At 71.5% G+C, this 23,260-nt stretch carries 20 protein-coding genes; 11 read left to right on the forward strand and 9 right to left on the reverse strand.

The window, feature by feature from the left end; translation table 11 throughout:
* Positions 1-27: 27 nt before the first annotated feature.
* Complete coding sequence (locus tag ACWIF2_RS05485) at positions 28-993, reverse strand: helix-turn-helix domain-containing protein (protein WP_454358749.1); 966 nt, start codon at positions 991-993, stop codon at positions 28-30.
* A 140-nt stretch (positions 994-1,133) separates the two neighbouring features.
* The gene (locus tag ACWIF2_RS05490) at positions 1,134-1,970 is read right to left on the reverse strand and encodes an alpha/beta fold hydrolase (protein ID WP_454358750.1); all 837 of its coding nucleotides are present in this window, start codon (positions 1,968-1,970) and stop codon (positions 1,134-1,136) included.
* Positions 1,971-2,258: 288 nt separating this feature from the next.
* On the opposite strand from ACWIF2_RS05490, the gene ACWIF2_RS05495 reads away from it, so the two are divergent.
* Positions 2,259-3,212: a phosphotransferase family protein gene (locus tag ACWIF2_RS05495; protein WP_454358751.1), complete on the forward strand. Its 954-nt coding sequence runs from the start codon at positions 2,259-2,261 to the stop codon at positions 3,210-3,212.
* Between the two features lie 12 nt (positions 3,213-3,224).
* On the opposite strand, the gene ACWIF2_RS05500 is transcribed toward ACWIF2_RS05495, so the two are convergent.
* Positions 3,225-3,677, reverse strand: coding sequence for an Lrp/AsnC family transcriptional regulator (locus ACWIF2_RS05500; RefSeq protein WP_454358752.1), 453 nt, complete (start codon positions 3,675-3,677; stop codon positions 3,225-3,227).
* 111 nt (positions 3,678-3,788) lie between these two features.
* Between ACWIF2_RS05500 and ACWIF2_RS05505 the strand changes: the two genes are divergently transcribed.
* Positions 3,789-4,415 (forward strand): LysE family translocator, encoded by a 627-nt coding sequence (locus ACWIF2_RS05505; RefSeq protein ID WP_454358753.1) that lies wholly within the window; start codon positions 3,789-3,791, stop codon positions 4,413-4,415.
* A gap of 289 nt (positions 4,416-4,704) precedes the next feature.
* On the opposite strand, the gene ACWIF2_RS05510 is transcribed toward ACWIF2_RS05505, so the two are convergent.
* Genes ACWIF2_RS05510 through ACWIF2_RS05530 form a run of 5 tightly spaced genes read right to left on the reverse strand, consistent with a single transcriptional unit; the run spans position 4,705 to position 10,953 of the window.
* Positions 4,705-5,328 carry a sarcosine oxidase subunit gamma gene (locus ACWIF2_RS05510; protein WP_454358754.1) on the reverse strand — a complete coding sequence of 208 codons (624 nt, stop codon included), beginning with the start codon at positions 5,326-5,328 and terminating at the stop codon, positions 4,705-4,707.
* On the reverse strand, positions 5,321-8,131 hold the full coding sequence (locus tag ACWIF2_RS05515) for a sarcosine oxidase subunit alpha family protein (protein ID WP_454358755.1): 2,811 nt from the start codon (positions 8,129-8,131) through the stop codon (positions 5,321-5,323). Before ACWIF2_RS05515 ends, ACWIF2_RS05510 begins: the two co-directional genes overlap by 8 nt.
* Positions 8,128-8,409, reverse strand: a complete 282-nt coding sequence (locus ACWIF2_RS05520) for a sarcosine oxidase subunit delta (protein ID WP_454358756.1) — start codon at positions 8,407-8,409, stop codon at positions 8,128-8,130. Before ACWIF2_RS05520 ends, ACWIF2_RS05515 begins: the two co-directional genes overlap by 4 nt.
* Before the next feature lie 13 nt (positions 8,410-8,422).
* Positions 8,423-9,643 carry a sarcosine oxidase subunit beta family protein gene (locus ACWIF2_RS05525; protein ID WP_454358757.1) on the reverse strand — a complete coding sequence of 407 codons (1,221 nt, stop codon included), beginning with the start codon at positions 9,641-9,643 and terminating at the stop codon, positions 8,423-8,425.
* The gene (locus tag ACWIF2_RS05530; RefSeq protein WP_454358758.1) at positions 9,640-10,953 is read right to left on the reverse strand and encodes a serine hydroxymethyltransferase; all 1,314 of its coding nucleotides are present in this window, start codon (positions 10,951-10,953) and stop codon (positions 9,640-9,642) included. Before ACWIF2_RS05530 ends, ACWIF2_RS05525 begins: the two co-directional genes overlap by 4 nt.
* 95 nt (positions 10,954-11,048) lie before the next feature.
* Between ACWIF2_RS05530 and ACWIF2_RS05535 the strand changes: the two genes are divergently transcribed.
* From ACWIF2_RS05535 to ACWIF2_RS05550, 4 genes are all read left to right on the forward strand, one after another.
* Positions 11,049-11,729, forward strand: a complete 681-nt coding sequence (locus tag ACWIF2_RS05535; RefSeq protein ID WP_454358759.1) for a GntR family transcriptional regulator — start codon at positions 11,049-11,051, stop codon at positions 11,727-11,729.
* Positions 11,730-11,996: 267 nt separating this feature from the next.
* Complete coding sequence (locus ACWIF2_RS05540) at positions 11,997-14,405, forward strand: SpoIIE family protein phosphatase (RefSeq protein WP_454358760.1); 2,409 nt, start codon at positions 11,997-11,999, stop codon at positions 14,403-14,405.
* 124 nt (positions 14,406-14,529) lie between these two features.
* Complete coding sequence (locus ACWIF2_RS05545) at positions 14,530-15,825, forward strand: ATP-grasp domain-containing protein (RefSeq protein ID WP_454358761.1); 1,296 nt, start codon at positions 14,530-14,532, stop codon at positions 15,823-15,825.
* A 16-nt stretch (positions 15,826-15,841) separates the two neighbouring features.
* A complete protein-coding gene (locus ACWIF2_RS05550; RefSeq protein WP_454358797.1) occupies positions 15,842-17,878 on the forward strand; it encodes a CocE/NonD family hydrolase in 2,037 nt (678 codons plus the stop codon).
* Between the two features lie 10 nt (positions 17,879-17,888).
* Here the strand turns inward: ACWIF2_RS05550 and ACWIF2_RS05555 are convergent, their stop codons facing one another.
* Positions 17,889-18,389, reverse strand: a complete 501-nt coding sequence (locus ACWIF2_RS05555; protein ID WP_454358762.1) for a MarR family winged helix-turn-helix transcriptional regulator — start codon at positions 18,387-18,389, stop codon at positions 17,889-17,891.
* Between the two features lie 94 nt (positions 18,390-18,483).
* Between ACWIF2_RS05555 and ACWIF2_RS05560 the strand changes: the two genes are divergently transcribed.
* From ACWIF2_RS05560 to ACWIF2_RS05580, 5 genes are all read left to right on the forward strand, one after another.
* Entirely contained in the window at positions 18,484-19,962 is a 1,479-nt protein-coding gene (locus ACWIF2_RS05560; protein ID WP_454358763.1) for an MFS transporter, read from the forward strand.
* A gap of 129 nt (positions 19,963-20,091) precedes the next feature.
* Positions 20,092-20,376 carry a hypothetical protein gene (locus tag ACWIF2_RS05565; RefSeq protein WP_454358764.1) on the forward strand — a complete coding sequence of 95 codons (285 nt, stop codon included), beginning with the start codon at positions 20,092-20,094 and terminating at the stop codon, positions 20,374-20,376.
* 158 nt (positions 20,377-20,534) lie between these two features.
* On the forward strand, positions 20,535-21,776 hold the full coding sequence (locus ACWIF2_RS05570) for a cytochrome P450 (RefSeq protein ID WP_454358765.1): 1,242 nt from the start codon (positions 20,535-20,537) through the stop codon (positions 21,774-21,776).
* A gap of 34 nt (positions 21,777-21,810) precedes the next feature.
* Entirely contained in the window at positions 21,811-22,008 is a 198-nt protein-coding gene (locus tag ACWIF2_RS05575; protein ID WP_184599145.1) for a ferredoxin, read from the forward strand.
* A complete protein-coding gene (locus ACWIF2_RS05580) occupies positions 22,005-23,192 on the forward strand; it encodes an NAD(P)/FAD-dependent oxidoreductase (RefSeq protein WP_454358766.1) in 1,188 nt (395 codons plus the stop codon). Before ACWIF2_RS05575 ends, ACWIF2_RS05580 begins: the two co-directional genes overlap by 4 nt.
* Positions 23,193-23,260: the final 68 nt, after the last annotated feature.

Genomic DNA, 23,260 nt, shown 5'->3' on the forward strand with positions numbered 1-23,260 from the left:
CGGCGAAACGCCGGGACGTTCCCCGGGTCAGGCATGGGATCGGCCCGACAGGCCGTTTCGCTGCCACTCACGGGGCGTCACGCCGTAGGCCGCCCGGAAGGCACGGCTGAAATGGCTGGGGCTCACGAAGCCCCAGCGCCGGGCGACGGTCGCGACCCCCTCTCCCGGGGCGGACCGCAGAAGATCCTTGCGGCACCGTTCGAGGCGCTGCGTCCGGATCCACTCCCCCACCGTGACGCCCTCCAGCTCGAACAGCTTGTGCAGGTAGCGGACCGACATGAAGTGCGCGGCGGCGATCCCCGGCGGGCACAGCCCGGGGTCGGAGAGGTTGCGCAGGATGTGGTCCTGCACGCGCACGAGGGTGGCCGCGGCGGTCTCCGGCGCCCGGGTGGTGAAACGGCCGCGGCGCTCGTTGATCAGCAGCGCCAGCAGGTCGAGCGCGGTGGCGGCGAACTGACGGCCCGCGACGGCGTCGAAACCGGCCGCTTCACGGGCCAGGCGCGCGAAGTAGGTCGCCACCAGTGCGGCACCGCCCTCCCGGCCGGAGAACGCCGTGGCGGTCACCGCCCGCAGATCGTCGTCCCGCACGCGGAGATCCTCGCGAGGGAAGTGGAAGGACGTGAAGCTGAACCTGTTCCGCACCTGCTTGCAGAACAGCCGGGAGGAGTCCGAGAGGGAGAAGTCGCCCGGCCCTATCAGGGCTTCCCTCCCGTCCTGCTCCTTGAGGGAGCTGCCTCGCCGCTGAAGGGTGAGGATGAGGAACTCCTTCCCGTCCCGGGCGATCAGCCGTCTGCTGCGTGTCACGACCTGAGGGCCCGCCTCGACGTGCGAGACCCGTAAGGAACCCAGCTCGTCGCTGACGATCTTTCCTGGCGACGGGTCCTTCTCGAGCAGTCGCACATCGAGCGGGATGAAGGTGCGTGACACGGCCTGGTGCCAACGCTCCCCCCGGTCGGCCGCCGACAGTGACGCGGTGCAAAGGACGACGGCCATCCGGTCCCCCCTGGGCATCATCGAGGGCCGGCAGCTCCGATCCGCTGCCGGCCCTGCTGATGTCACCACCCCGGCCGAGGACCGTCCAGGAAGAATCGGAGGAAGAATTCGATCACTTCTGCTCGATCACTGCTGTTCGATCACTTCTGCAGGAAGGCGAGCAGGGCCGAGTTGACCTCCTCCGCGTGGGTCCAGAGCAGGCCGTGCGGGGCGCCCTCGATCTCCACGTAGTCCGCAGCGGGAAGGGCCTTGTGGAACTGCCGTGCCGTCCCGTCCACCGGCAGGATGCGGTCGCCGGTGCCGTGCAGGATCAGGGCGGGCACATCGATCGCCGGGATGTCGGCCCGGAAGTCGGTGTACCAGGTGGAGGGCGCGGCGGAGGCCGCGAAGAAGCCGCCGCCCGCGGCGACGTTCCAGCTGTTGCGGACGGCCTCCTCGCTGATCCGGGTGCCGAGGTTCTCGTCGAGGTTGTAGAAGTCGTTGTAGAAGTTCGTGTAGTACGCGTACCGGTCCGCCTTCACGGCCGCGACGATCTCGTCGAAGAACTCCTTCGGGGCGACCCCGCCCGGGTTGTCGTCCGACTTGAGCAGGCAGGGCTCCAGCGAGGCGAGGAAGGCGACCTTGGCGACCCGGCCGGAGCCGTGGGCGGACACGTAGCGGGCGACCTCGCCGGTGCCCATCGAGAACCCGACGAGGACCGCGTCCCGCAGGTCGAGGGTCTCCATCACGGTGTTCAGGTCGGCCGCGAAGGTGTCGTAGTCGTAGCCGGTCGTCGGCTGCGAGGACTGTCCGAAGCCGCGCCGGTCGTACGTGATCACGCGGTACCCGGCGTCGAGCAGCACGGCGCTCTGCCGCTCCCAGGAGTGCCCGTCGAGCGGGAAGCCGTGGATGAGGACGACCGGCTGCCCGGATCCGTGGTCTTCGTAGTACAGGTCGATGGAGGTGGAGTTCTCCTGGCCCACGGTGATGTACGGCATGCGCTGCTTCCTCGATTTCGGAGGGCGGGTGGAAGGGACGCGGCCACGCTAGGCCGGAGGCCGTGCGGCCGGTTGCCGTGCAGCGCACGACTCCTTGACCGGGCGCGCACTCCTGTCAGTCTGCAACAGCGGCGGAAAGGTTCGCCGTCACGACTCCGCAGGAAATGGGCCTGGTCCGCCGGTGCCCTGACGGAGACCCGTACGTCGTCGTGGGCGCGTGATCCGCTGCCATCTGACTGATCGTTAATTCACCGCGCCGCGCCCGCCGGGCGTGACACCATCGGCGGCATGGATGGATTCTTGACGCCTGATCAGATCGAGGCCCGCAAGTCCCGTGCGTTCGCCGCCGCCGTCGGGGCGGGTCGTGATCTGGGGCTCACGGTGACCGACGCGACGGTGATCTACGACGTGTTCTCCGTCGTGGTGCATCTCGCCCCGTCGCCGGTGGTGGTGCGGGTGCCGACCGTCCTGCCGTCGTACTCCGACGCCGGCTTCCAGGCGGCGCGGCAGCGGATGGAGCTCGATGTCGTGGCGTGGCTCGCGGAGCAGGGGCACCCGGTGATTCCGCCGAGCCCGCTCGTGCCCAGGGAGCCCGTGCGGCGCGACGGTTTCTCGATGACGTTCTGGCAGTTCGTCGAGCTGGACAACAGCGCCGAGCCGGATTACGCGCACAACTCCGCGCTGGTCGCCGATCTGCACGCCGCGCTGCGCGAGTACCCCGGTGAGCTGCCGTTCCTGTCCGCGGCCGAACCGCGGTTCGTCTCCGAGGGGCTTGCCGTGCTCGAAGGGCGGCCCGACCTCCTGGAACCGGCCGACCTCGACCGCGCGCGCCGTGAGTGGGAGATCCTGGAGCCCCTCGTCAGCTCACGCGCGGCGTTCGAGGCGGCGTTCCCCGGCATCGAGTTCCAGCCGATCCACGGGGACTCCCCCGCCGCCAACATCGTCTCCGCCGCGGACGGCGAGCTGTACTCCGACTTCGAGCTGACCACGCTCGGCCCGGTCGAGTGGGACCTGGCGGCTCTCGGCCCCGAGTGCGAGGCCGCGTACAACACGGCCGCCGAACGCCGGGGCCTGCGGCGGCTCGACGAGGGCGTCCTGCGCGTCGTCAACGCCGTGGGCATGTCCCGCGCGGTGGCCTGCCTCGCCCTCGCACCGCAACTGCCCCTGCTCGTGGAGGCGCTGAAGCCGGCGGTGGAGCAGTGGCGGACCATGCCGTTCGCGGGCGGACTGGGCGCCGAGTGACCGGGGTTCCGCTCACTCCGGCAGGGGCCGGTCGTCGACCACGTGCTTCATGACGAGGGTGGACGTCAGCCGCTGGATGCCGGGGAGGCGGGCGAGCTGCTGGTCGTAGAGCTGCTGGAAGGCGGCGAGGTCGGTGGTGGCGACGCGCAGGAGGTAGTCGGGGTCGCCGAACAGGCGCTGGGCCTGGAGCACGTGCGGCACGGCGGCCACGGCCTCCTCGAAGGCGGTGACGGTGTCGGCGTCCTCCCGGCGCATGGTGACGAAGACCAGGGCCTCGAAGTCGAGGCCCACGGCGGCCGGATCGACGACCGCCCGGTAGCCGCGGATCGCACCTTCGCGTTCGAGATCGCGCAGACGGCGGTGGCAGGGAGAGACGCTCAGCTTCACTCGGGCGGCCAGCTCGGTGACCGTGAGACGGCCGTCCAACTGCAGCTCGGTAAGAATTTTCCGGTCCAGGGCATCCATGGAGAAGATTCTGCCCCAGATCGCGCGATCAAGGGGTAAAGAAGGGAACACTTTCGGGCAGATCCGACCTAGCCTTTCTCACGCGACACCGCATGTGAGAGGGGCCCATCCATGGACACGACGACGCTGGCGGCATTTCTGGCAGTGGATCTGCTGCTGATATTCACCCCTGGCGCGGACTGGGCCTACGCGATCTCGGCGGGTCTTCGGGACCGGTCGGTCGTGCCGGCGGTCGCCGGGCTGGTGGCCGGATACGCCGGATACACCCTGCTCGCGGTCGCGGGGCTGGTGGTGATCGTGGCGAGTTCGGGAACGCTGCTGACCGCGCTGACCGTGGCGGGGGCCGGCTATCTGGTGTGGCTCGGCTGGGGCGTGCTGCGACAGCCGGACGTCCTCGAGGCATCCGAGGTGGAGGCGGTCACCTCCGGATCCTCCCGACTGCGGACCATGCTCAGGGGGGCCGGAATCTCCGGCCTCAACCCCAAGGCCCTGCTGCTGTACTTCTCGCTCTTCCCGCAGTTCATCGACCCGGCGGGCGGCTGGCCGGTCGCCGGGCAGACCGGCCTGCTCGGCACGTTGCACATGACCGCCTGCGCGGTCGTCTATCTCGCCGTCGGCGTCCTCGCCCGCACCGTCCTCAGGACCAGGCCCTCCGCGGCCCGGGCGGTCACGCGTGTCTCCGGTGCCATGATGATCGCCATCGGCGGTCTCCTGCTCGTGGAACGCCTGGCCGGCTGACGGATCCCGCGCACGGCACCCGCTACCCGGTATCGAGGGAGAGCACATGGCAGAGCGGACCCGCGTCGACCGCGCCTGAGGTCAGCGGAGGATCACCGTGCGCCTGCCCTGGACGAACACCCGGCCCTCGCAGTGCCAGCGGACCGCCCGGGTCGGCGGTGAGTGGTGGATGTTGATCGCCGCTCCAGCAGGAACCGCGAGACGGCGTGGACGATGCCGGGGGCCTCGGGGCAGTCGAGGGTCAGGACGTGCTCCGTCTGGGGTGACGCCGTCTGTGGCGAAGTGCTCATCAGGGCACCTCCGCGCCACGGAACTCGCTCATCGCGTCGATGAGCCAGCGCGCCAGGTGGTCGGCGAACGAGGAGCGCGGGAGCAGGTGGTAGGCCGGCGCGTCGTCGATCTGCCGGAGCAGCACCGCGACCGGGCCCACCGTGGTCGACACCGCCTGGCCCGGACCGAAGGCCCGGGGGTGCAGGTCCAGGGGACAGCCCTTCTCCAGCACCTGCCGGGCCGACGGGCCGCGCAGCTCCAGCGTGGTGCGGTTGGCGGAGACGTCCACGACCGAGCCCGGGTCTCCGCCGAGCGCCTCGCGCAACTCGGCGGTCACAGCGGTCCCGTCGGCCCGGGAGATGACGAGCCACTCGTCGGGGCCCAGCCAGAGGGCCGTGTGCGGTCCGGAGGCGGTGGTGTGGCCGCACTCGCGCGGGAGCCGCGTCCCCAGGGTCTTCTCGATCCGTTCGGCCGTCTCGGAGGCGGGGTCGACGCGCACGTTCACCATGGTGAGGAACGGCAGCTCCCTGAGGGTGACGCCCCGGGCGCCGGTGACGGCGGCGGCCCGCATCCGGTCCTCCAGATGGTCCAGGGGACTCCTGCGCAGGGCCACCGGGCCCGTGTCGATCGTCGGCTCAGCCATCTCGCTTGGTCCCTTCGGGGTCGTAGAGGACGCACTCGGCCACCTCGACGGGCACCAGGTCCTCGCCCACCGGGGCGAGCAGGGTCTCGCCGATCCTGGCCCGTCCGCCGGCGACGAGGGCGAGGGCGAAGGGGCGGCCGAGGGCCGGGCTGTGGTAGCTGGAGGTGACGTGGCCGAGCATCGGGACCGGCCCGGCCTCGGGGGTGATCGGCACGTCCGGCGCGACGAGTTGGGTGCCCTCGGGCAACCGGGTCGTGCGGTCGCTCGGCAGCAGGCCGACCAGGTGCTTGCGGTCGGTGCGGGAGGTGTCCGGGCGGGCGAAGGACCGTTTCCCGATGAAGTCCTTCTGCTTCGAGACCACCCAGGACATGCCCGCGTCCTGCGGGGTGACGGTGCCGTCGGTGTCCTGGCCGACGATGATGTAGCCCTTCTCGGCCCGCAGGACGTGCATGGTCTCGGTGCCGTAGGGGGTGATGCCGTAGGGCCGGCCGATCGCGTCCACTTCCTCCCACACCGCGAGGCCGTACCACGCGGAGACGTTGATCTCGTAGGCGAGTTCGCCGGAGAAGGAGATCCGGCAGACGCGGGCCGGGATGCCGGAGGCCAGGGTGGTCTCGCGGAAGGCCATGAACGGGAAGGCCTCGTTGGACAGGTCGACGTCGGGGGCGAGATGGGCGACGACCTCGCGCGACTGCGGGCCCACGACGGCGATCGTCGCCCACTGCTCGGTCACCGAGGTGCAGTGCACGTCGAGTTCGGGCCACTCGGTCTGGAGCCACTCCTCCAGCCAGTCCAGGACACCGGCGGCGCCGCCGGTCGTGGTGGTCATGAAGTAGCGGTCGTCGTCGAGGCGGAGTGTCACACCGTCGTCGAAGATCATGCCGTCGGGCTTGCACATCACGCCGTAGCGGGCCATGCCGGGCTTCAGCTTCTTGAAGGCGTTGGTGTAGACGCGGTTGAGGAACTCGCCCGCGTCCGCGCCCCGGATCTCGATCTTGCCGAGGGTGGAGGCGTCCATGAACGCCACCCCCTCTCGGGCCGCCCGGCACTCCCGGGCGACGGCCGTGTCCATGTCCTCACCGTGCTGCGGGTAGTACCGGGGGCGCTTCCACTGCCCGACGTCCTCGAACTCCGCGCCGTGCGCGACATGCCAGCCGTGGATCGAGGTGGTGCGCTCCGGGTCGAACAGCTCACCGCGCTCACGCCCGGCCAGCGCGGCGAACGCGATCGGTGTGTACGGCGCCCGGTAGGCCGTGGTGCCGATCTCGCCCGGCGTACCGCCGAGGAGTTCGGCGATCACCCCGATCGCGTTGACGCCGGACGTCTTGCCCTGGTCGTTGGCCGTGCCGAGCGAGGTGTAGCGCTTGACGTGCTCGACGCCGCGCATGCCGGCGCCGGTCGAGCGCAGGACGTCGGCGACGGTGACATCGCGTTGCAGGTCGACGAAGTGGGTGTCCCAGGAGTCTGCGGGCACCAGCCACAGGGCGCGCACCTCGGAGCGCTCCGGCTCGGACCGGGCCGGCGGCACCGGGACCGGGAACCCGGCCTCCGTAGCGGCCAGCGCACCCGCCCGCGCTCCCTCGGCCAGACAGCCGTCGAGGTCGTACGACCCCCGCGCCGCCCCCACGACCTGCTGATCCCGTACCGCGCCCTCGGGAACGAACGCGACCAGCTCCTCGTCCCAGCGCAGCCGCCCCTGCCGCTGGCTGTGCAGATGCACCACCGGGCTCCACCCGCCCGACACGGCGAGCAAGTCGCAGTCGAACGACTCCGGTTCACCGCCGTCGAGGGCCCGGACCGTGACACCCGTGATCCGTCCGTCTCCCTCGGTCCCGACCACCGCGCTGCCCGTCAGCACCCGTACCCCGGTCGCCGCGGCGGCCGCGGCGGCGCGGGAGGACAGCTCGGCGCGCGCGTCCACCACGGCGGCGACGGGGATGCCCGCGTCGTGCAGATCGGCGACCGTGTCGTAGGCGCTGTCGTTGGTGGTGCTCACCACGGCCCGCGAACCCGGCGCCACGGCATACCGGTTGAGGTACGTCCGCACGGCCCCGGCGAGCATCACCCCGGGCCGGTCGTTGCCGGCGAAGACCAGCGGACGCTCGTGCGCGCCGGTCGCCAGGACCACCTGACGGGCCCGGATGTGCCACAGCCGCTGCCGGGAGACGCCTTCCGGAGTTCCGAGGTGGTCGGTGCGCCGCTGGAGGGCCAGTACGTAGTTGTCGTCGTAGGAGCCGAAGGCCGTGGTGCGGGGCAGCACGACGACCTCGGGGGCGGCGTCGAGGGCCGCCCGGACGTCGGCGACCCACTCGGGGTCGGAGAACAGCGAACCGCCGGGCTCGGGCTGGTCGTCGACGAGGATCACGCGGGCGCCGGAGCCGGCGGCAGCCGCGGCGGCCGCGAGCCCGGCGGGACCGGCGCCGACGATCAGGACGTCGGTGTGCACGTACTTCTTGTCGTAGACGGCGGGGTCGGGGGTCGGGTCGAGCCGGCCCATCCCGGAGAGGGTCGTGGCGGACAGGCCGTCGTACAGCTCCACCGTCGTCGCCGGGAGCATGCCCTCCGAGCAGGGGCCGTCGAGCTGCACCAAAGCGTTGGGCTCCTCGGCACCGGCGGCGACGATGCCGCGCGGGCGGCCCCGGTACAGGGACGGGGCGACCTCGACGAGGCCGTTCGCCAGCATGGCCGAGGCGAGGGTGTCGCCGACGTGGCCGGTCAGTTCCCGGCCGTCGACGGTGAACCGCAGCACGGTGCCACGGTCGATACGGCCGCCCTGCGGGAGCCGGAAGTGCTGTTCGGTCATCGGTTCCCTCCGGGACGGGGCTCGTCGAGGCGGTACGAGGTCAGCACCTCGTGGGTGGCGGTGTCGCGCAGGACGTTGAACCAGCGGCGGCAGCCGATGCTGTGCATCCACCGTTCCGCGAAGGGGCCCTTGGGGTTGTCCCGGTAGAACACGTACGCGGCCCACTGCTCGTCGGTGAGCTCGCCCGGGTTCTCGGGGTGGGGGACGTGGGCCTGGCCGCCGTAGTGGTACTCGGTCTCGTTGCGCGGACCGCACCAGGGGCAGGTGATGAGCAGCACGGTGGTGTCCTCCTCAGTGGGCCACGGCCGCTGCGCCGTGTTCGTCGATCAGGGCGCCCGTCGTGAAGCGTTCGAGGGCGAAGGGGGCGTTCAGCGGATGCGGCTCGCCCGTGGCGAGGGTGTGCGCGAAGGTCCAGCCGGCGGCCGGGGTGGCCTTGAAACCGCCGGTGCCCCAGCCGCAGTTGACAAAGAGGTTCTCGACGGGGGTCCTGCCGATGATCGGGGACGCGTCCGGGGTGACGTCGACGATCCCGCCCCAGGTGCGCAGCACGTGCGCGCGGGCGAAGACGGGGAACAGCTCGACGGCGGCGGCCATCTGCTGCTCGATGACGTGGAAGGAGCCGCGCTGCCCGTAGCCGTTGTAGGAGTCGACCCCCGCGCCCATCACCAGCTCGCCCTTGTGGGCCTGGGAGACGTAGACATGGACGTGGTTCGACATCACCACCGTCGGGTGCACCGGCTCGTGCAGCTCGGAGACCAGCGCCTGGAGCGGATGGGACTGCACCGGCAGCCGGACGCCCGCCCGCTCGGCCAGCACACTGCTGTGCCCGGCCGCCGCGAGACCGACCCGGCCGGCGTGGATGCGTCCGAGGTTGGTCTCGACGCCCACGACACGGTCGCCGTCCTTGAGGAACCCGGTGACCTCGCAGCCCTGGATCAGGTCCACGCCCAGCTCGTCGGCGCGGCGGGCCAGCGCCCAGGCGACGTGGTCGTGCTTGGCGATGCCGGCCCGGGGCTGGAAGGTGGCGCCGAGGACCGGATAGCGGGTGCGGGACGAGACGTTGAGGATGGGGCAGACCTTGGCGACCTCGTCCGGTTCGAGCCACTGGGCGTCGACTCCGTTGAGACGGTTGGCGTTGGCCCGGCGCACGCCCTCGCGGACGTCCTGGAGGGTGTGCGCGAGGTTGAGGACGCCCCGCTGGCTGAACAGGAAGTCGTAGTCCAGCTCCTCGGGGAGCCGCTCCCACAGTTTCAGGGCGTGTTCGTAGATCGCCGCGCTCTCGTCCCAGAGGTAGTTGGAGCGGATGATCGTGGTGTTGCGGGCCATGTTGCCGCCGGCCAGCCAGCCCTTCTCCAGGACGGCGACGTTGGTGATGCCGTGGTTCTTGGCGAGGTAGTAGGCGGTGGCCAGGCCGTGGCCGCCCGCGCCGACGATGACGACGTCGTACGAGGAGCGCGGCTCGGGGGTGCGCCACAGGAAGTCCGGGTGCTCCGGCAGCGGCTGGGCGGTCATGTCGCGCCTCCGTTCGCGTGGGAGAGGTGGGGATAGAGGGGGAAGGCGGCGGCGAGCTTGCCGACCCGGTCGCGCAGTGCGTCCTCGGGCTGTTCGCCCTTGAGGGCCTGGGCGATGATGTCGGCGACCTCGCGGAACTCCGCGTCGCCGAAGCCGCGGGTGGCCAGGGCCGGGGTGCCGATCCGCAGCCCCGACGAGACCATCGGCGGGCGTGGGTCGAACGGCACCGCGTTGCGGTTGACGGTGATGCCGACGCGGTGCAGCCGGTCCTCGGCCTGCCGGCCGTCGAGCGCGGAGTTCCGCAGGTCGACGAGGACCAGGTGGACTTCGGTGCCGCCGGTGAGCACCGTGATCCCGGCCTCGGCCACATCGTCGGAGAGCAGCCGTCCGGCGAGGATGCGGGCGCCGTGCAGGGTGCGCTGCTGGCGCTCCTTGAACTCCTCCCCCGCCGCCACCTTGAAGGCGACCGCCTTCGCCGCGATGACATGCTCCAGCGGGCCGCCCTGCTGGCCCGGGAAGACCGCCGAGTCGATCTTCTTGGCCAGGTCGGCCCGGCTGAGGATCACGCCGCCGCGCGGGCCGCCGAGGGTCTTGTGCGTGGTGGTCGTGACGACGTCGGCGTACGGCACCGGGTTGGGGTGCAGGCCCGCGGCCACCAGCCCGGCGAAGTGGGCCATGTCCACGAGGAGATACGCGCCCACCCGGTCGGCGATCCTGCGGAACGCGGCGAAGTCCAGCCGCCGCGCGTAGGCCGACCAGCCGGCGACGATCATCCGGGGCCGGTGCGCGAGGGCGAGTTGCTCGACCTCGTCCATGTCGACGCGCAGATCGGACGCGCGCACGTGGTACGGCACGACGCCGTACAGCTTGCCGGAGTAGTTGAGGCGCATGCCGTGGGTCAGGTGACCGCCGTGCGCCAGGTCGAGCCCGAGGATCGTGTCGCCCGGCTTCAGCAGCGCGGACATCGCGGCGGCGTTGGCCTGGGCGCCCGAGTGGGGCTGCACGTTCGCGGCGTCGGCGCCGAACAGGTCCTTCACCCGGGCGATGGCCAACCGCTCGACGGCGTCGACGTGTGCGCAGCCGCCGTAGTAGCGGCGGCCCGGGTAGCCCTCGGCGTACTTGTTGGTCAGGACCGAGCCCTGGGCCTCCATGACGGCGGCCGGGGCGAAGTTCTCCGAGGCGATCATCTCGAGGGTGGACTGCTGGCGGTGCAGCTCGGCGTGCACGGCGGTGGCGACGTCCGGGTCGAGTTCGCCGAGCGGGAGGTCGAGGGGGGAGGCGAGTGTGCTGGTCGACGGGCTGGTTGCCATCTGTGCACCATCCTGGTGGCCGACTAATGCGCAACTGATATATCAGACTCTGCGGTACGGTATGGGAGCTCGCCGGACAGGTCAAGGGGGCATTCATGCAGCAGTTGGCGACCGAGCCCGCGGACGGGGCACCCGGGGGCGAGGAGCTGTCGCTCGCCGAGCGCGCCTACCGCGCCATCCGCGACCGGCTCGTCATGCTCGAGATCCGCCCGGGCGCGCCGATCCACGAGGAACAGCTGGCGCAGTCCCTCGGCGTCGGACGGACGCCGGTGCGCGAGGCGCTCAAGCGGCTCCAGTACGAGCGGCTGATCACGACCTTCCCCCGGCGCGGCACCTTCGCCACCGAGGTCAACATCACGGATCTGGCCCATATCTCCGAGGTGCGTCAAGAGCTGGAACCGCTGGCCGCCGCCCAGGCCGCGCGCCGCGCCACGGCCGCGGACCGGGCGGTCCTGACGGCCCTGCGGCAGGAGCTGGAGAGCGCGCATTCAGGCCGGCACGACGACGCCGGGCTCATGCGTCTGGACCTCCAGGTCCACCGCGCCGTCTACGCCGCCGCGCACAACCCCTACCTGGAGGACACCCTCGTCCGCCACGACAACCTCGCCACCCGCATCTGGTGCCTGTTCCTCGACCGGCTGTCCGACATGGCCGGACACGTCGAGGAGCACGGGCCGTTGATCGAGGCGATCGTGGCGGGTGAACCGGAGAAGGCGGCACAGCTCGCCCGCGGTCATGTCGAGGGGTTCGAGCGGGCGATCCGCGCGGCCATCTGACAGCGGGACCTGTTCAGCCCAGGCGTGGCCGTCCCGCAAGCGTGGCCCACGGATGCGGGGCGATGTCGTCCTCGGGGAGCCGGGCGATCATGGCCGGCGCGGTGCGCGCGGGCTCCTCGTACCAAGCACGTCATGCACAACCACGAGCGCTGATCCACCCCGGCGGGAGTCGCGATAGCGGGCGCCCTGCGCGGGTACCCGCTTCCGAATACGGTCAGATGCGAGCAGAAAGGGCATAAACAGGTCGGGATCACCTGCGGAGGCACCGTGGAGGGACGCGTACCCGAGGATCTCGCGGTCGTCGTCGACGCCCGCGGGGCGATCACGGCGTGGAGCGACGGTGCTCGCCGCCTGCTCGGATACGACGCCGCCGAGATCGTGGGCCGGACCGTCGGCCGACTGCTCGCCGCCGACCTCCCGGAATCCACGCGCCGGCATGTGGCCGACGGACAGCGGTGGGCCGGTGAGGTCGCCCTCCGGCACCGGGACGGCCACCGTGTCGTGGTACGGCTGCAGGGAACGCCGCTGACGGACGCCGGCCGCGGGCGGCTCTGGCTGGTGACCGGCACCACACCGGCGCACACGGCGAGGCGGGCCGAGCCCGAAGCCCTGCCCCTGTGGGACCTCACGCTCTCCCAGCTCCCGGTGGCGGTGGCGGTCTACGACCGGGAGGCCCGGCTCGTGGCCGCCAACGAGGTCATGACCCAGGTGATGGGCCGGACCGTGGAGGAGATGAGGGGTCTGACCCTGTGGGAGATCCACCCCACCTGGCCCTTCGACAAGTACGACCGCCTCCAGCGGGAGGTTCTGCGCACCGGCGAGATGATCTTCCACGAGGAGCACGGCCTGGCCCCGGGCGAGACCCGGCCGCACGCCTGGTCCATGTACATGTCGCCGTTGAAGGACGAGACCGGCACGGTCCAGGGGCTGTCCGCGACCGTGTTCGACACCACTGAGCAGTCCTGGGCCCGCCGCCGGCTGGCGGTGCTCAACGACGCCAGTCTCCGCATCGGGAGCACCCTGGACGTGGCCCGGACGGCGGACGAGCTGGCCGAGGTGGCGGTGAGCGGGTTCGCGGACTTCGTCACCGTGGACCTGCTGGAGTCCGTCGCCCTGGGGGACGAGCCGGAACCGCTGCCGCTGGACGCGCCGGTCACCGTGCGGCGCACCGCTCAGCGGTCGGTGCTGGCGGGCTGCCCCGAGTCGGTGATCCCCTCGGGCGAGACGACGCTCTACCCCGTGGACACGCTGCCCGTGCGGACGCTGGTCGGCGGCCGGGGCACCCGGCACCGGCCGGGGGATCCGGGGATGCGGGAGTGGATCAGCTCCTCGCCCGCCCGCGCCGAGTCCGTGGCCAAGCACATGATCCACTCGGTGATGATGGTGCCGCTGCGCGCCCGGGGGGTGACCCTGGGCCTGGTGCACTTCCTGCGGCACCGGACGCCGGAGCCGTTCAGCGAGGACGACCTGCTGCTCGCGGAGGAGATCGTCGCCAGGGCGGCGGTGAGCGTGGACAACGCCCGCCGCTACACCCGGGAACGCCGTACGGCACTGGCGCTCCAGCGCAGTCTGCTGCCCGACCGGCCTCCGGAGCTGGCGGCCATGGAGGTCGCCTACCGCTATCTGCCGACCGGTTCCGGAGCGGACATCGGCGGCGACTGGTTCGACGTGATCCCGCTGTCCGGCGCCCGGGTCGCCCTGGTCGTGGGTGATGTGGTGGGCCACGGCATCCACGCGTCCGCCACGATGGGCCGGCTGCGGACCGCCGTACGGACGCTCGCGGATGTCGATCTCGCCCCCGACGAGCTGCTCACCCAGCTGGACGACCTCGTCCTCAGGCTCGACCGGGAGGAGGGCCCGGAGGTGCGCGGGCGGTCGGCGGAGGCGTCGGGGCAGGTCGGAGCGACCTGTCTGTACGCCGTGTACGACCCGGTGTCCCGTCGCTGCACCATGGCCCGCGCCGGGCATCCGCAGCCGGCGCTCGTCACGCCGGACGGCGGCGTACGGTTTCTCGACCTGCCGGCCGGGCCGCCGCTGGGCCTGGGCGGCCTGCCGTTCGAGGCGATCGAGGTGCGGCTGGAGGAGAACAGCCTGCTCGCCCTCTACACCGACGGGCTGATCGAGGCGGCCGACCACGACATCGAGGTCGGGCTCGGCCTGCTGCGCCAGGCGCTGAGCACCCCCGCCGACGCGCTGGAGGAGACCTGTGACCGGGTGCTGCGGACCGTGCTGGGCGGCCGTTCCGCCGACGACATCGTGCTGATGCTGGCCCGGACCGCCGCGCTCGGCGCCGAACAGGTGCACACCTGGCAGCTGCCACCGGACCCCGCCGCCGTGGCCCGGGCCCGCAAGCTGGCGGGCGGACAACTGGCCGCCTGGGGACTCACGGAGGCGGCGTTCACGACGGAGCTGATCGTCAGCGAACTGGTCACCAACGCCCTGCGCTACGGCGGCGCCCCCATCGAACTGCGGCTGATCCGCGACTCGACCCTCATCTGCGAGGTGTCCGACGGCAGCAACACCGCACCCCACCTGCGCCGGGCCCGCGTCTTCGACGAGGGCGGACGCGGCCTGCTCCTCGTCGCCCAGCTCTCCGACCGCTGGGGCACCCGCCAGACCGCCACGGGCAAGACGATCTGGGCGGAACAGCCGCTGCCCTCCGAGACGTCCCTCTGAGCCGCCGGCCGCACGCGCCCCGGCCGGGAGGCGGGCGCGCCCGAAACGGCATGCCGACACGTGTGAGGGGTACTCCGACGATCTTGGAAGACCGGCCCCCGAGCCGGACGTCGGAAGGAGAGCCGTGTCGAATGAGACGGTGAGGAACGTGTTCGTGCTAGGGCTCGACGAGGCCAATCTGCCGACCCTTCGGCAGGTCCCGGGAGCCCAACGGCTGCGTTTTCACCAGCTGCTGACCGTCGAGGAACTCCAGGTCGGCGAGGTGCACCTGCCCACGCTGCTGGACAAGGCCCAGGGTGTGCTGGACGCCTTCGACGGAAGCATAGACGCGATCGTCGGCTACTGGGACTTCCCGGTCAGCACCCTCGTCCCGATCCTCAGCGAACGCTACGGAACCCGCAGCACGAGCCTGGAGTCGGTGGTCAAGTGCGAGCACAAGTACTGGAGCCGGCTGGAACAGCAGAAGGCCACCGACCGGCACCCGCGCTTCGGCAGGGTCGACCTGTCGGCCGAGCCGCCGAGCCCGCCGGAGAAGGTCACCTTCCCCATGTGGCTCAAGCCCGCACTCTCCTACTCCTCCGAGCTGGCCTTCGGAGTCGATGACGAAGAGGAGTTCCGCACGGCGGTCGCCGAGATCCGCGACGGCATATCCCGGATCGGGGGCCCCTTCGAGCACATCCTCGAACGCATCGACCTGCCGCCGGAGATGGACGGCGTGGGCGGCCAGGTCTGCCTGGCGGAGGAGTCGATGTCCGGCGTCCAGGTCGCCGTGGAGGGCTACGTCCACCAGGGCGAGGTGACGGTCTACGGAGTCCTGGACTCCATCCAGTACCCGGACTCCCCCTGCTTCCTGCGCCACCAGTACCCCTCGACGCTGCCCCAGCCGGTCATCGACGAACTCCACGACGTCTCCGGGCGCGTGATGCGGCAGATAGGCATGGACACGGCCACCTTCAGCATCGAGTACTTCTACGACCCGCGGACCCAGGGGATCAGCCTGCTGGAGATCAATCCCCGGCACTCCCAGTCGCACGCGGAGCTGTTCCAGTACGTCGACGGCGTGCCCAACCACCACTGCATGGTCAGCCTCGCCCTCGGCGAGGACCCCCGCATGCCGCAGGGCGAGGGCCCGTACGCGATGGCGGCGAAGTGGTACCACCGCTGGTTCACCGACGGGGCGGTGCGCCGGGTGCCCGGGCCCGAGGAGATCGCCCGCATCGAGCGGGAGAACCCGGGCGTGCGCATCGAGGTGGTCCCCGACGAGGGCAGCAGGCTCTCGGAACTCCCCGGACAGGACAGCTACAGCTACGAGTTGGCGCACATCTTCACCGGCGGGGCGGACGAGAAGGAGATGCGCGAGAAGTACGACCACTGCGTGGCCGCCCTGGACCTCGCCGTCGAGGACGCCCCGCGAGAGTAAGGAGCACATGGGTTCCATGCGTTACGTGACCAACCTGCCGTACGCGACGAAGGAAGACGAGCACGTCACGATCCCGATGTCCGACGGGGTCCGGCTCTCGGCGCACATCTGGCGCCCGACCTCCTCGGACCAGGAGCCGGTGCCCGCGGTGCTGGAGTACATCCCGTACCGCAAGCGCGACCTGACGGCCGTACGCGACTCGATCCACCACCCGTACCTCGCCGGACACGGCTACGCCTGCGTCCGCGTCGACCTGCGCGGCACCGGGGACTCGGAGGGCGTGCTGCGGGACGAGTACCTGGAGCGGGAGCAGGCGGACGCGGAGGAGGTCCTGGCCTGGCTGGCGGAACAGCCCTGGTGCGACGGCGGCACGGGCATGATGGGCATCTCCTGGGGCGCGTTCGCCGCGCTCCAGGTGGCGGCCCGCCGGCCGCCGGGCCTGAAGGCCATCGCCATCGCCTCCTTCACCGACGACCGGCACGCCGACGACATGCACTACATGGGCGGCGCCCTGCTGTCGGACAACCTGGCCGAGGCGGGCACCATGTTCGCCTACGCCACCTGTCCGCCCGACCCGGCCGTGGTCGGCGACCGCTGGCGCGAGATGTGGCATGAACGGCTGGAGCAGACCGAGCCGTGGGTCCTCGAGTGGCTGCGCCACCAGCGCCGTGACGACTACTGGCGGCACGCCTCGGTGTGTGAGGACTACGCGAGTGTGCGCTGCCCGGTCCTGGCCTCCAGCGGCTGGGCGGACGGCTATTCCAACGCCGTGACCCGGCTGCTCGGCAACCTGGACGTCCCCCGCAAGGGGCTGATCGGCCCCTGGTCGCACAAGTTCCCCCACCTCGGGGAGCCCGGCCCCGCCATCGGCTACCTCCAGGAACTCGTACGGTGGTGGGACCACTGGCTCAAGGGCGTCGACAACGGCGTCATGGACGGCCCCATGCTGCGGACGTGGATGCAGGAGAGCGTGCCGCCCTCCACGTCCTACGAGGAACGGCCGGGCCGCTGGGTCGGCGAGCCGGACTGGCCGTCCCCGCACATCCGGCCGGTCGTGCACCCGCTCTCCCGGCACACGATCGGGCCGCCGCAGGACGCGGAAGGGACTCCGGGCGGCGGCGATGCGCTGACCGTGCAGTCCCCGCTGTCGGTGGGCCAGTTCGGAGGCAAGTGGGCCTCCTACAACGCGCCCCCGGACCTGCCGTACGACCAGCGCGAGGAGGACGGCGGCTCCCTCGTCTTCGACACCGAGCCGCTGACCGAGCAGGTGGAGATCCTCGGCTCGCCGAGCGTGGAGCTCGATCTGTCGGTGAGCGAGCCGGTCGCGATGGTGGCCGCGCGGCTGTCCGACGTGAGCCCCGACGGCGCCGCGACCCGTGTCTCGTACGGCATTCTGAACCTCACCCGCCGCGACAGCACGGAGTCCCCCGAGCCGCTGGAGCCGGGCCGGCGCTACCGCGCGACGATCCCGCTCAACGGTGTCGCGCAGGCGTTCCCGCCGGGCCACCGCATCCGGCTCTCCCTGTCCACGTCGTACTGGCCGCTGGCCTGGCCCCCGCCGAAGCCGGCCCTGCTCAGCGTCCACGAGCACTCCAGCACCCTCACCCTGCCGGTCCGGCCGGTGGAGGAACCCGACGAGGTACCGTCGTCCCCCTTCGGCGAACCCGAGGGCACTCCCCCGCTCGCCACGAGCCAGCTGACGCCCCCCGAGGAGCGCTGGGAGGTCAAGCGTGACCTGGTCGGCTACCACGCGGAGCTGGACATCATGAAGGACCGGGGCACGGTCCGCTTCGAGGACATCGGCGTCGAGGCCGGCCGCCGCGCCCACGAGCGCTACACAGCGGTCGCCGACGACTTCACCTCGGCCTCCGGCGAGTCCACCTGGACCATGCGGTTCCGGCGGGACGACTGGGACGTACGGGTGGTGACGCACACCCAGCTCCGGTGCGACGAGGAGGACTTCTTCGTGGACGCGACCCTCGACGCGTACGAGGCCGACCGCCGCGTCTTCTCCCGCACCTGGAACGAGAAGGTGCCGCGCGACCTGCTGTAGCACGCGCCGGCTACGCGGGGCGGAGGGGCAGCTCGCTCTCGGTGTGCGTCACGAAGTCGTCCACGAGCCGGTGGAAGAGCGTCGCCAACTGCCGCAGTTCCTCGGGTGACCATGCCGCCAGGGCCAGCTCCATGCCCTGGCGGCGCACCCGTCGCATGCGATCGGCCGCGGCCAGGCCGGCCTCGGTGAGCCGGACGCGGTGGGCGCGCCGGTCGTCCGGGTCCGGGACTCGGGTCACATAGCCGGCTCGCTCCAGGTGCCGCAGCTGCCGGGTGACGTGGGACGCCTCCACCGAGAGCCGGGCCGCCAGCACGCCGGGCCGCAGCGGCTCGCTCTCGGCGATGTGCCGCAGGATCGCCGCGGCGGCCCGGTCGAGCGAGAGTCCCGACTCGGCCATCAGACGCTCGTGCTGCCGGGCCCGGCCGGCCAGATACGTGATGCGCGTGAGGGCCCGCTCGATCTCGGCCAGGGCCGTCGAGGCGGGGTCCGCCACGGGATGCGGTGTGGGCATGGGCCCAGGCTAAAAAAGTTGCTTGACTTAGGCAAGAAGAATCTGCTTGCCTAAGTCAAGCAACCGCGCTTCCCCGTCGCTCCCGGAGGCTCCCATGTCCCACCCCGTCGCCCACCACGCGAAGACCGGATCACCCGCTCCGCCCAGATCGAACGCCGTGGTCGGGGTCCTGGCCTTCGCAGGCATCGTGGTCTCGCTGATGCAGACCCTCGTCATCCCGATCGTTCCCGAGCTGCCGAGATATCTGGACGCCTCCCCCTCGAACGCCGCCTGGGCGATCACCGCCACCCTGCTGGCCGCCGCCGTCGCCACTCCGGTCGTCGGCCGTCTCGGCGACATGTTCGGCAAGCGCCGCATGCTGCTGGTCAGCATCGTGCTGCTGGTGTCCGGCTCGGTCGTCTGCGCCCTGAGCGACTCGCTCGTCCCGATGATCGTCGGCCGGACGCTCCAGGGCCTGGCGGCGGCCGTCGTCCCGCTCGGCATCAGCATCATGCGGGACGTCCTGCCCGCCGAGCGGCTCGCCGGCTCCACCGCCCTGATGAGCGCCTCCCTGGGCATCGGCGGCGCCCTCGGTCTGCCCGCGGCCGCCTTCATCGCCGACCGCTACGACTGGCACACGCTGTTCTGGATCTCCGCCGCCCTCGGTGTCGTCGCCCTGGCGCTCCTTGTGCTGATCGTCCCCGAGTCGAAGGTCCGCACCGGCGGCACCTTCGACCTGCTCGGCTCCCTCGGCCTGTCCGCCGCGCTGGTGTCACTGCTGCTGGCCGTCTCCAAGGGCGGCGACTGGGGCTGGACCAGCGGCACGACCCTGGGTCTGTTCGCCGCCGCGGTCATGGTCTTCCTGCTGTGGGGACGGTACGAACTGCGCACCGCCCAGCCGCTGGTGGACCTGCGCACCACCGCCCGCCGCCAGGTGCTGTTCACCAACCTCGCCTCGGTCGCGCTCGGCTTCTCGATGTTCGCCATGTCGCTCGTCCTGCCGCAGGTCCTCCAGCTGCCCGAGCAGACCGGCTACGGGCTGGGCAAGTCCATGCTGGCCGTCGGCCTGATCCTGGCCCCGCAGGGACTGGTGATGATGGCCATGTCCGCCGTGTCCGCCGCCCTCACCAAGGCGAAGGGACCCAAGGTCACCCTGATGATCGGCGCGGTCGTCGTGGCCGCCGGGTACGGACTGAGCATCGTGCTGATGTCCGAGATCTGGCACATCGTCCTGGTCGCCTGTGTCATCGGCGGCGGTGTCGGCTTCGCCTACGGGGCCATGCCCGCCCTGATCATGGGCGCGGTGCCGGCCTCCGAGACGGCGGCGGCCAACAGCCTCAACACCCTGATGCGCTCCATGGGAACGTCGTTCGCCAGCGCCCTCGCGGGAGTCATCCTGGCGCAGCTGACGACCGGCTTCGGCGGGCACACCCTGCCCTCCGAGAACGGCTTCAGGACGGTCATGGCCCTCGGTGCCGGCGCCGCCCTGCTGGCCTTCTTCCTCGCCTCCTTCCTGCCGCGACGGCAGGCGGCCGGCGAACCGGCCGAGCGGTCCGAGCCGGCCGAGGCAAGCGCCGAAGAGGCTGTGGTGTAGCAGGCTGCACCCCCGGTCCGGGAGCGCGCTCCCTCGTCGCGGCACACGGCGGACGGGATCGTGGTGAGCAGGTCGCAAACGCCGAACCCACCCCTTTCTCCCCCGCATTCCACCCCGAGAGGTACCTCCATGTCCGCGCTCCTCGCCACCGTCAAGTCGTTCGTCGCCAGCCTGCTGCTCTGGAGCTTCTTCACCGTCGGTCTCGGCGCCGCCCTGGGCGCCGGTGCCGTCCTCGACGGCACCCCGAAGGACGTGGCGACCATCGCCGGGTCCGCCGTCGCACTCGTCACCGGTACGCGCCTCGCGAAGAAGCCGAGGATCAAGGGCTTCCTGTCCAGGCCGGGCACGCTCTGGTTCCTGTTCCTGTTCAACGGCGGTGCGGCCGTGGCGATGCACTCGCCCTGGACGGCGTGAAGGGAATCGCCGCCGCTGCCGCCATGGGGCTCGTCTCGCTCGGCGCGGCCGGCGGGATCGTCGCCAACCACCGGAACGCGGCCCACGCCTGAGACACCGCGACCTCCTGGAACTCTTCCCTCCCCCATCCCACCTCACCGGCTCACTGAGGAGACGTCATGTCCGATGCCCTGTCCTGCCCCGTCACCGGCGCCACCGGCCCGCTGCCCGAGTACCCGCTGCCGCGCGCGGCGGAGTGCCCGCTGGCTCCGGCCCCGGTCGCCCAGGAACTGCGGAACGAGAAGCCGATCACCAAGGTGCGGATCTGGAACGGCAGCACGCCCTGGCTGGTCACCCGCCACGCCGACCAGCGGGCCCTGCTGCCCGACTCCCGCGTCAGCGACGACGATCTCGACCCCGGCTTCCCGTACGTCAACGCCCACCGGGCGTCCATCGCTGCGAACTCACCCCGGCTCATCACCAACACGGACGCCCCGGAGCACACGCGGCTGCGGCGGACCGTCAACGGGCCGTTCGTGGTCAAGCGGATCGAGAAGATGCGGGAGCCGGTCCAGAAGATCGTCGACGACCTGATCGACCAGATGCTCGCCGGCCCCAACCCGGTCGATCTGCTCAAGGCGATCGCGCTGCCGGTGCCGTCCCTGGTCATCGCCGAACTGCTCGGAGTGCCGTACTCGGACCACGACTTCTTCCAGCGCAGCAGCAGCCTGGTGCTGGACAGTTCGGTGTCGGCGGAGGAGGCCAGGAGGGTCAGCGGTGAGCTGGCCGCCTACCTGGACAGCCTGATCACGCGTAAGGCGGCCGATCCGGACGACGACGTGCTGTCGGAGATGGCCGGCCGGGTGCGGGCCGGCGAGATGACACACACCGAGGCCGTCCACATGGGCGTCGCGATGCTGATCGCCGGTCACGAGACCACCGCGACGATGATCAGCCTCGGCACCCTCGCCCTGCTCCAGCACCCCGGCCAGCTCGCCCTGCTGCGCGAGAGCGACGACCCGAAGCTGGTCGCGAACGCGGTGGACGAGGTGCTGCGCTATCTGTCCATCGTCCAGACCGGCGTCCGCAGGGTCGCCAAGGACGACATCGAGATCGGTGACGTGGTCATCCGCAAGGGCGACGGCATCATCTTCGACCTGCACGCCGCGAACTGGGACCCTGAGGTCTTCCCCGAGGCCGAGCGGCTGGACATCACCCGCCCGGCCCGGATCCACCAGGCGTTCGGCTACGGCCCCCACCAGTGCCTGGGCCAGAACCTGGCCCGCCTGGAGCTCCAGGTCGTCTACGGCACGCTCTACCGCCGCATCCCGACCCTGCGGCTGGACGCGGCGATCGAGGACCTGGAGTTCGACCACACCGGGACGACCTACGGCGTGCACAGCCTGCCCGTGGCCTGGTGACACCCACTCTCCGAGAAGAACCGAGGTGACAACGATGCGTGTGGAACTGGACGTACCGAAGTGCGTGGCGTCGGGGCAGTGCGTGATGGCCGCTCCTGACGTCTTCGACCAGCGTGACGACGACGGAGTGGCGATCCTGCTGGAGGAGCGACCCGGCGAGGAACTGCGCGGCGAGGTGGAGGAGGCCGTGGCGATCTGCCCGGCCGCCGCGATCCGGCTGGTGGAGTCGTGAGGCGCGTCGTGGTCGTCGGCGCCTCGGCCGCCGGGCTCGCGGCCGTGGAGACGCTGCGCCGGGCGGGCTACGACGGCACGCTCACCCTTGTCGGTGACGAGCCGCGCGCCCCGTACGACCGTCCCCCGCTGTCCAAGCAGATCCTCTCCGGCGAGTGGGGCACCGAGCGGCTGCCGCTGCGCCCGCGAGCCGACCTCCACGCGCTCGGCCTCGACCTGCGGCTGGGGTCGGCGGCGACCGGGCTGGACATGACGGACCGTACGGTGTGTCTGGCCGACGGGGAGCGAGTGCCTTACGACGGGCTGATCGTGGCCACCGGGGTGCGTCCCCGGCGGCTGTCAGGTGACGGCAACGCCCATGTGCTGCGCACCCTGGACGACGCTCTCGCGCTGCGCGAGCGGCTGAGGCCGGGCTGCCGGCTGGTCGTGGTGGGCGCCGGGTTCCTCGGCGCCGAGGCCGCCGCGGTGGCCTGGGGTCTCGGCGCCCGGGTGACGTTGCTGGAGCCGGCTCCCGTGCCGCTGGCGCACGCCGTCGGCACCGAGGTCGGGCAGGTGCTCTCGCGGGCCCACCTCCACCACGGTGTCGAGCTGCGCACGGGTGTCACCGTGACCGAGGTGACCGACGGGGGTGTGCGGCTCGCGGACGGCGAACTCGTCGCGGCCGACGAGGTGCTGGTCGCCGTCGGCTCGCTGCCCAACACCGAGTGGCTGGCGGACAGCGGGCTGCGGCTCGGCGACGGGGTGCTCTGCGACGAGCACTGCGAAGCCGCGCCGGGCGTCTACGCGGCCGGTGACGTGGCCCGGTGGGACAACCCGCTGTTCGGGACGTCCATGCGGATCGAGCACCGTACGAACGCGGCGGAGCAGGGCATGGCCGCCGCCCGCAACCTGCTCGCCGCGCCGGAGGCGCGCAGGCCGTTCGCGCCGGTGCCGTACTTCTGGTCCGACCAGTACGACATGAAGATCCAGGCATACGGCTATCTGCGCGGGCACGCCGAAGTCGCCGTCGTGGAAGGGGACTTGGCCGAGCGCAGGTTCGTGGCCGCCTATCGCACCGGCGAGCGGCTGACCGGCGCCCTCGCGGTCGGCATGCCGCCCAAGGCCGTCCGCGGCTGGCGGCAGGCCATCGCGGGCGGGACGGCCTGGAGCGACGCCGTACCGGCCGCCGGCACCGAGGCGGCCTGACCCCGGATATCCCGACTCCCCGGCGGGGGCGGCCCGTTGCCGCCCCCGCCCTTTCAGCGAAGGAAGAG

The organism is Streptomyces sp. NPDC055506 (assembly GCF_053643595.1).

Bases quoted from the DNA above. Each gene is read 5' to 3' on its own strand.
- ACWIF2_RS05485 (WP_454358749.1), bottom strand. From the start codon at position 993: ATGGCCGTCGTCCTTTGCACCGCGTCACTGTCGGCGGCCGACCGGGGG.
- ACWIF2_RS05490 (WP_454358750.1), bottom strand. From the start codon at position 1,970: ATGCCGTACATCACCGTGGGCCAGGAGAACTCCACCTCCATCGACCTG.
- ACWIF2_RS05495 (WP_454358751.1), top strand. From the start codon at position 2,259: ATGGATGGATTCTTGACGCCTGATCAGATCGAGGCCCGCAAGTCCCGT.
- ACWIF2_RS05500 (WP_454358752.1), bottom strand. From the start codon at position 3,677: ATGGATGCCCTGGACCGGAAAATTCTTACCGAGCTGCAGTTGGACGGC.
- ACWIF2_RS05505 (WP_454358753.1), top strand. From the start codon at position 3,789: ATGGACACGACGACGCTGGCGGCATTTCTGGCAGTGGATCTGCTGCTG.
- ACWIF2_RS05510 (WP_454358754.1), bottom strand. From the start codon at position 5,328: ATGGCTGAGCCGACGATCGACACGGGCCCGGTGGCCCTGCGCAGGAGT.
- ACWIF2_RS05515 (WP_454358755.1), bottom strand. From the start codon at position 8,131: ATGACCGAACAGCACTTCCGGCTCCCGCAGGGCGGCCGTATCGACCGT.
- ACWIF2_RS05525 (WP_454358757.1), bottom strand. From the start codon at position 9,643: ATGACCGCCCAGCCGCTGCCGGAGCACCCGGACTTCCTGTGGCGCACC.
- ACWIF2_RS05530 (WP_454358758.1), bottom strand. From the start codon at position 10,953: ATGGCAACCAGCCCGTCGACCAGCACACTCGCCTCCCCCCTCGACCTC.
- ACWIF2_RS05535 (WP_454358759.1), top strand. From the start codon at position 11,049: ATGCAGCAGTTGGCGACCGAGCCCGCGGACGGGGCACCCGGGGGCGAG.
- ACWIF2_RS05550 (WP_454358797.1), top strand. From the start codon at position 15,842: ATGCGTTACGTGACCAACCTGCCGTACGCGACGAAGGAAGACGAGCAC.
- ACWIF2_RS05555 (WP_454358762.1), bottom strand. From the start codon at position 18,389: ATGCCCACACCGCATCCCGTGGCGGACCCCGCCTCGACGGCCCTGGCC.
- ACWIF2_RS05560 (WP_454358763.1), top strand. From the start codon at position 18,484: ATGTCCCACCCCGTCGCCCACCACGCGAAGACCGGATCACCCGCTCCG.
- ACWIF2_RS05565 (WP_454358764.1), top strand. From the start codon at position 20,092: ATGTCCGCGCTCCTCGCCACCGTCAAGTCGTTCGTCGCCAGCCTGCTG.
- ACWIF2_RS05570 (WP_454358765.1), top strand. From the start codon at position 20,535: ATGTCCGATGCCCTGTCCTGCCCCGTCACCGGCGCCACCGGCCCGCTG.
- ACWIF2_RS05575 (WP_184599145.1), top strand. From the start codon at position 21,811: ATGCGTGTGGAACTGGACGTACCGAAGTGCGTGGCGTCGGGGCAGTGC.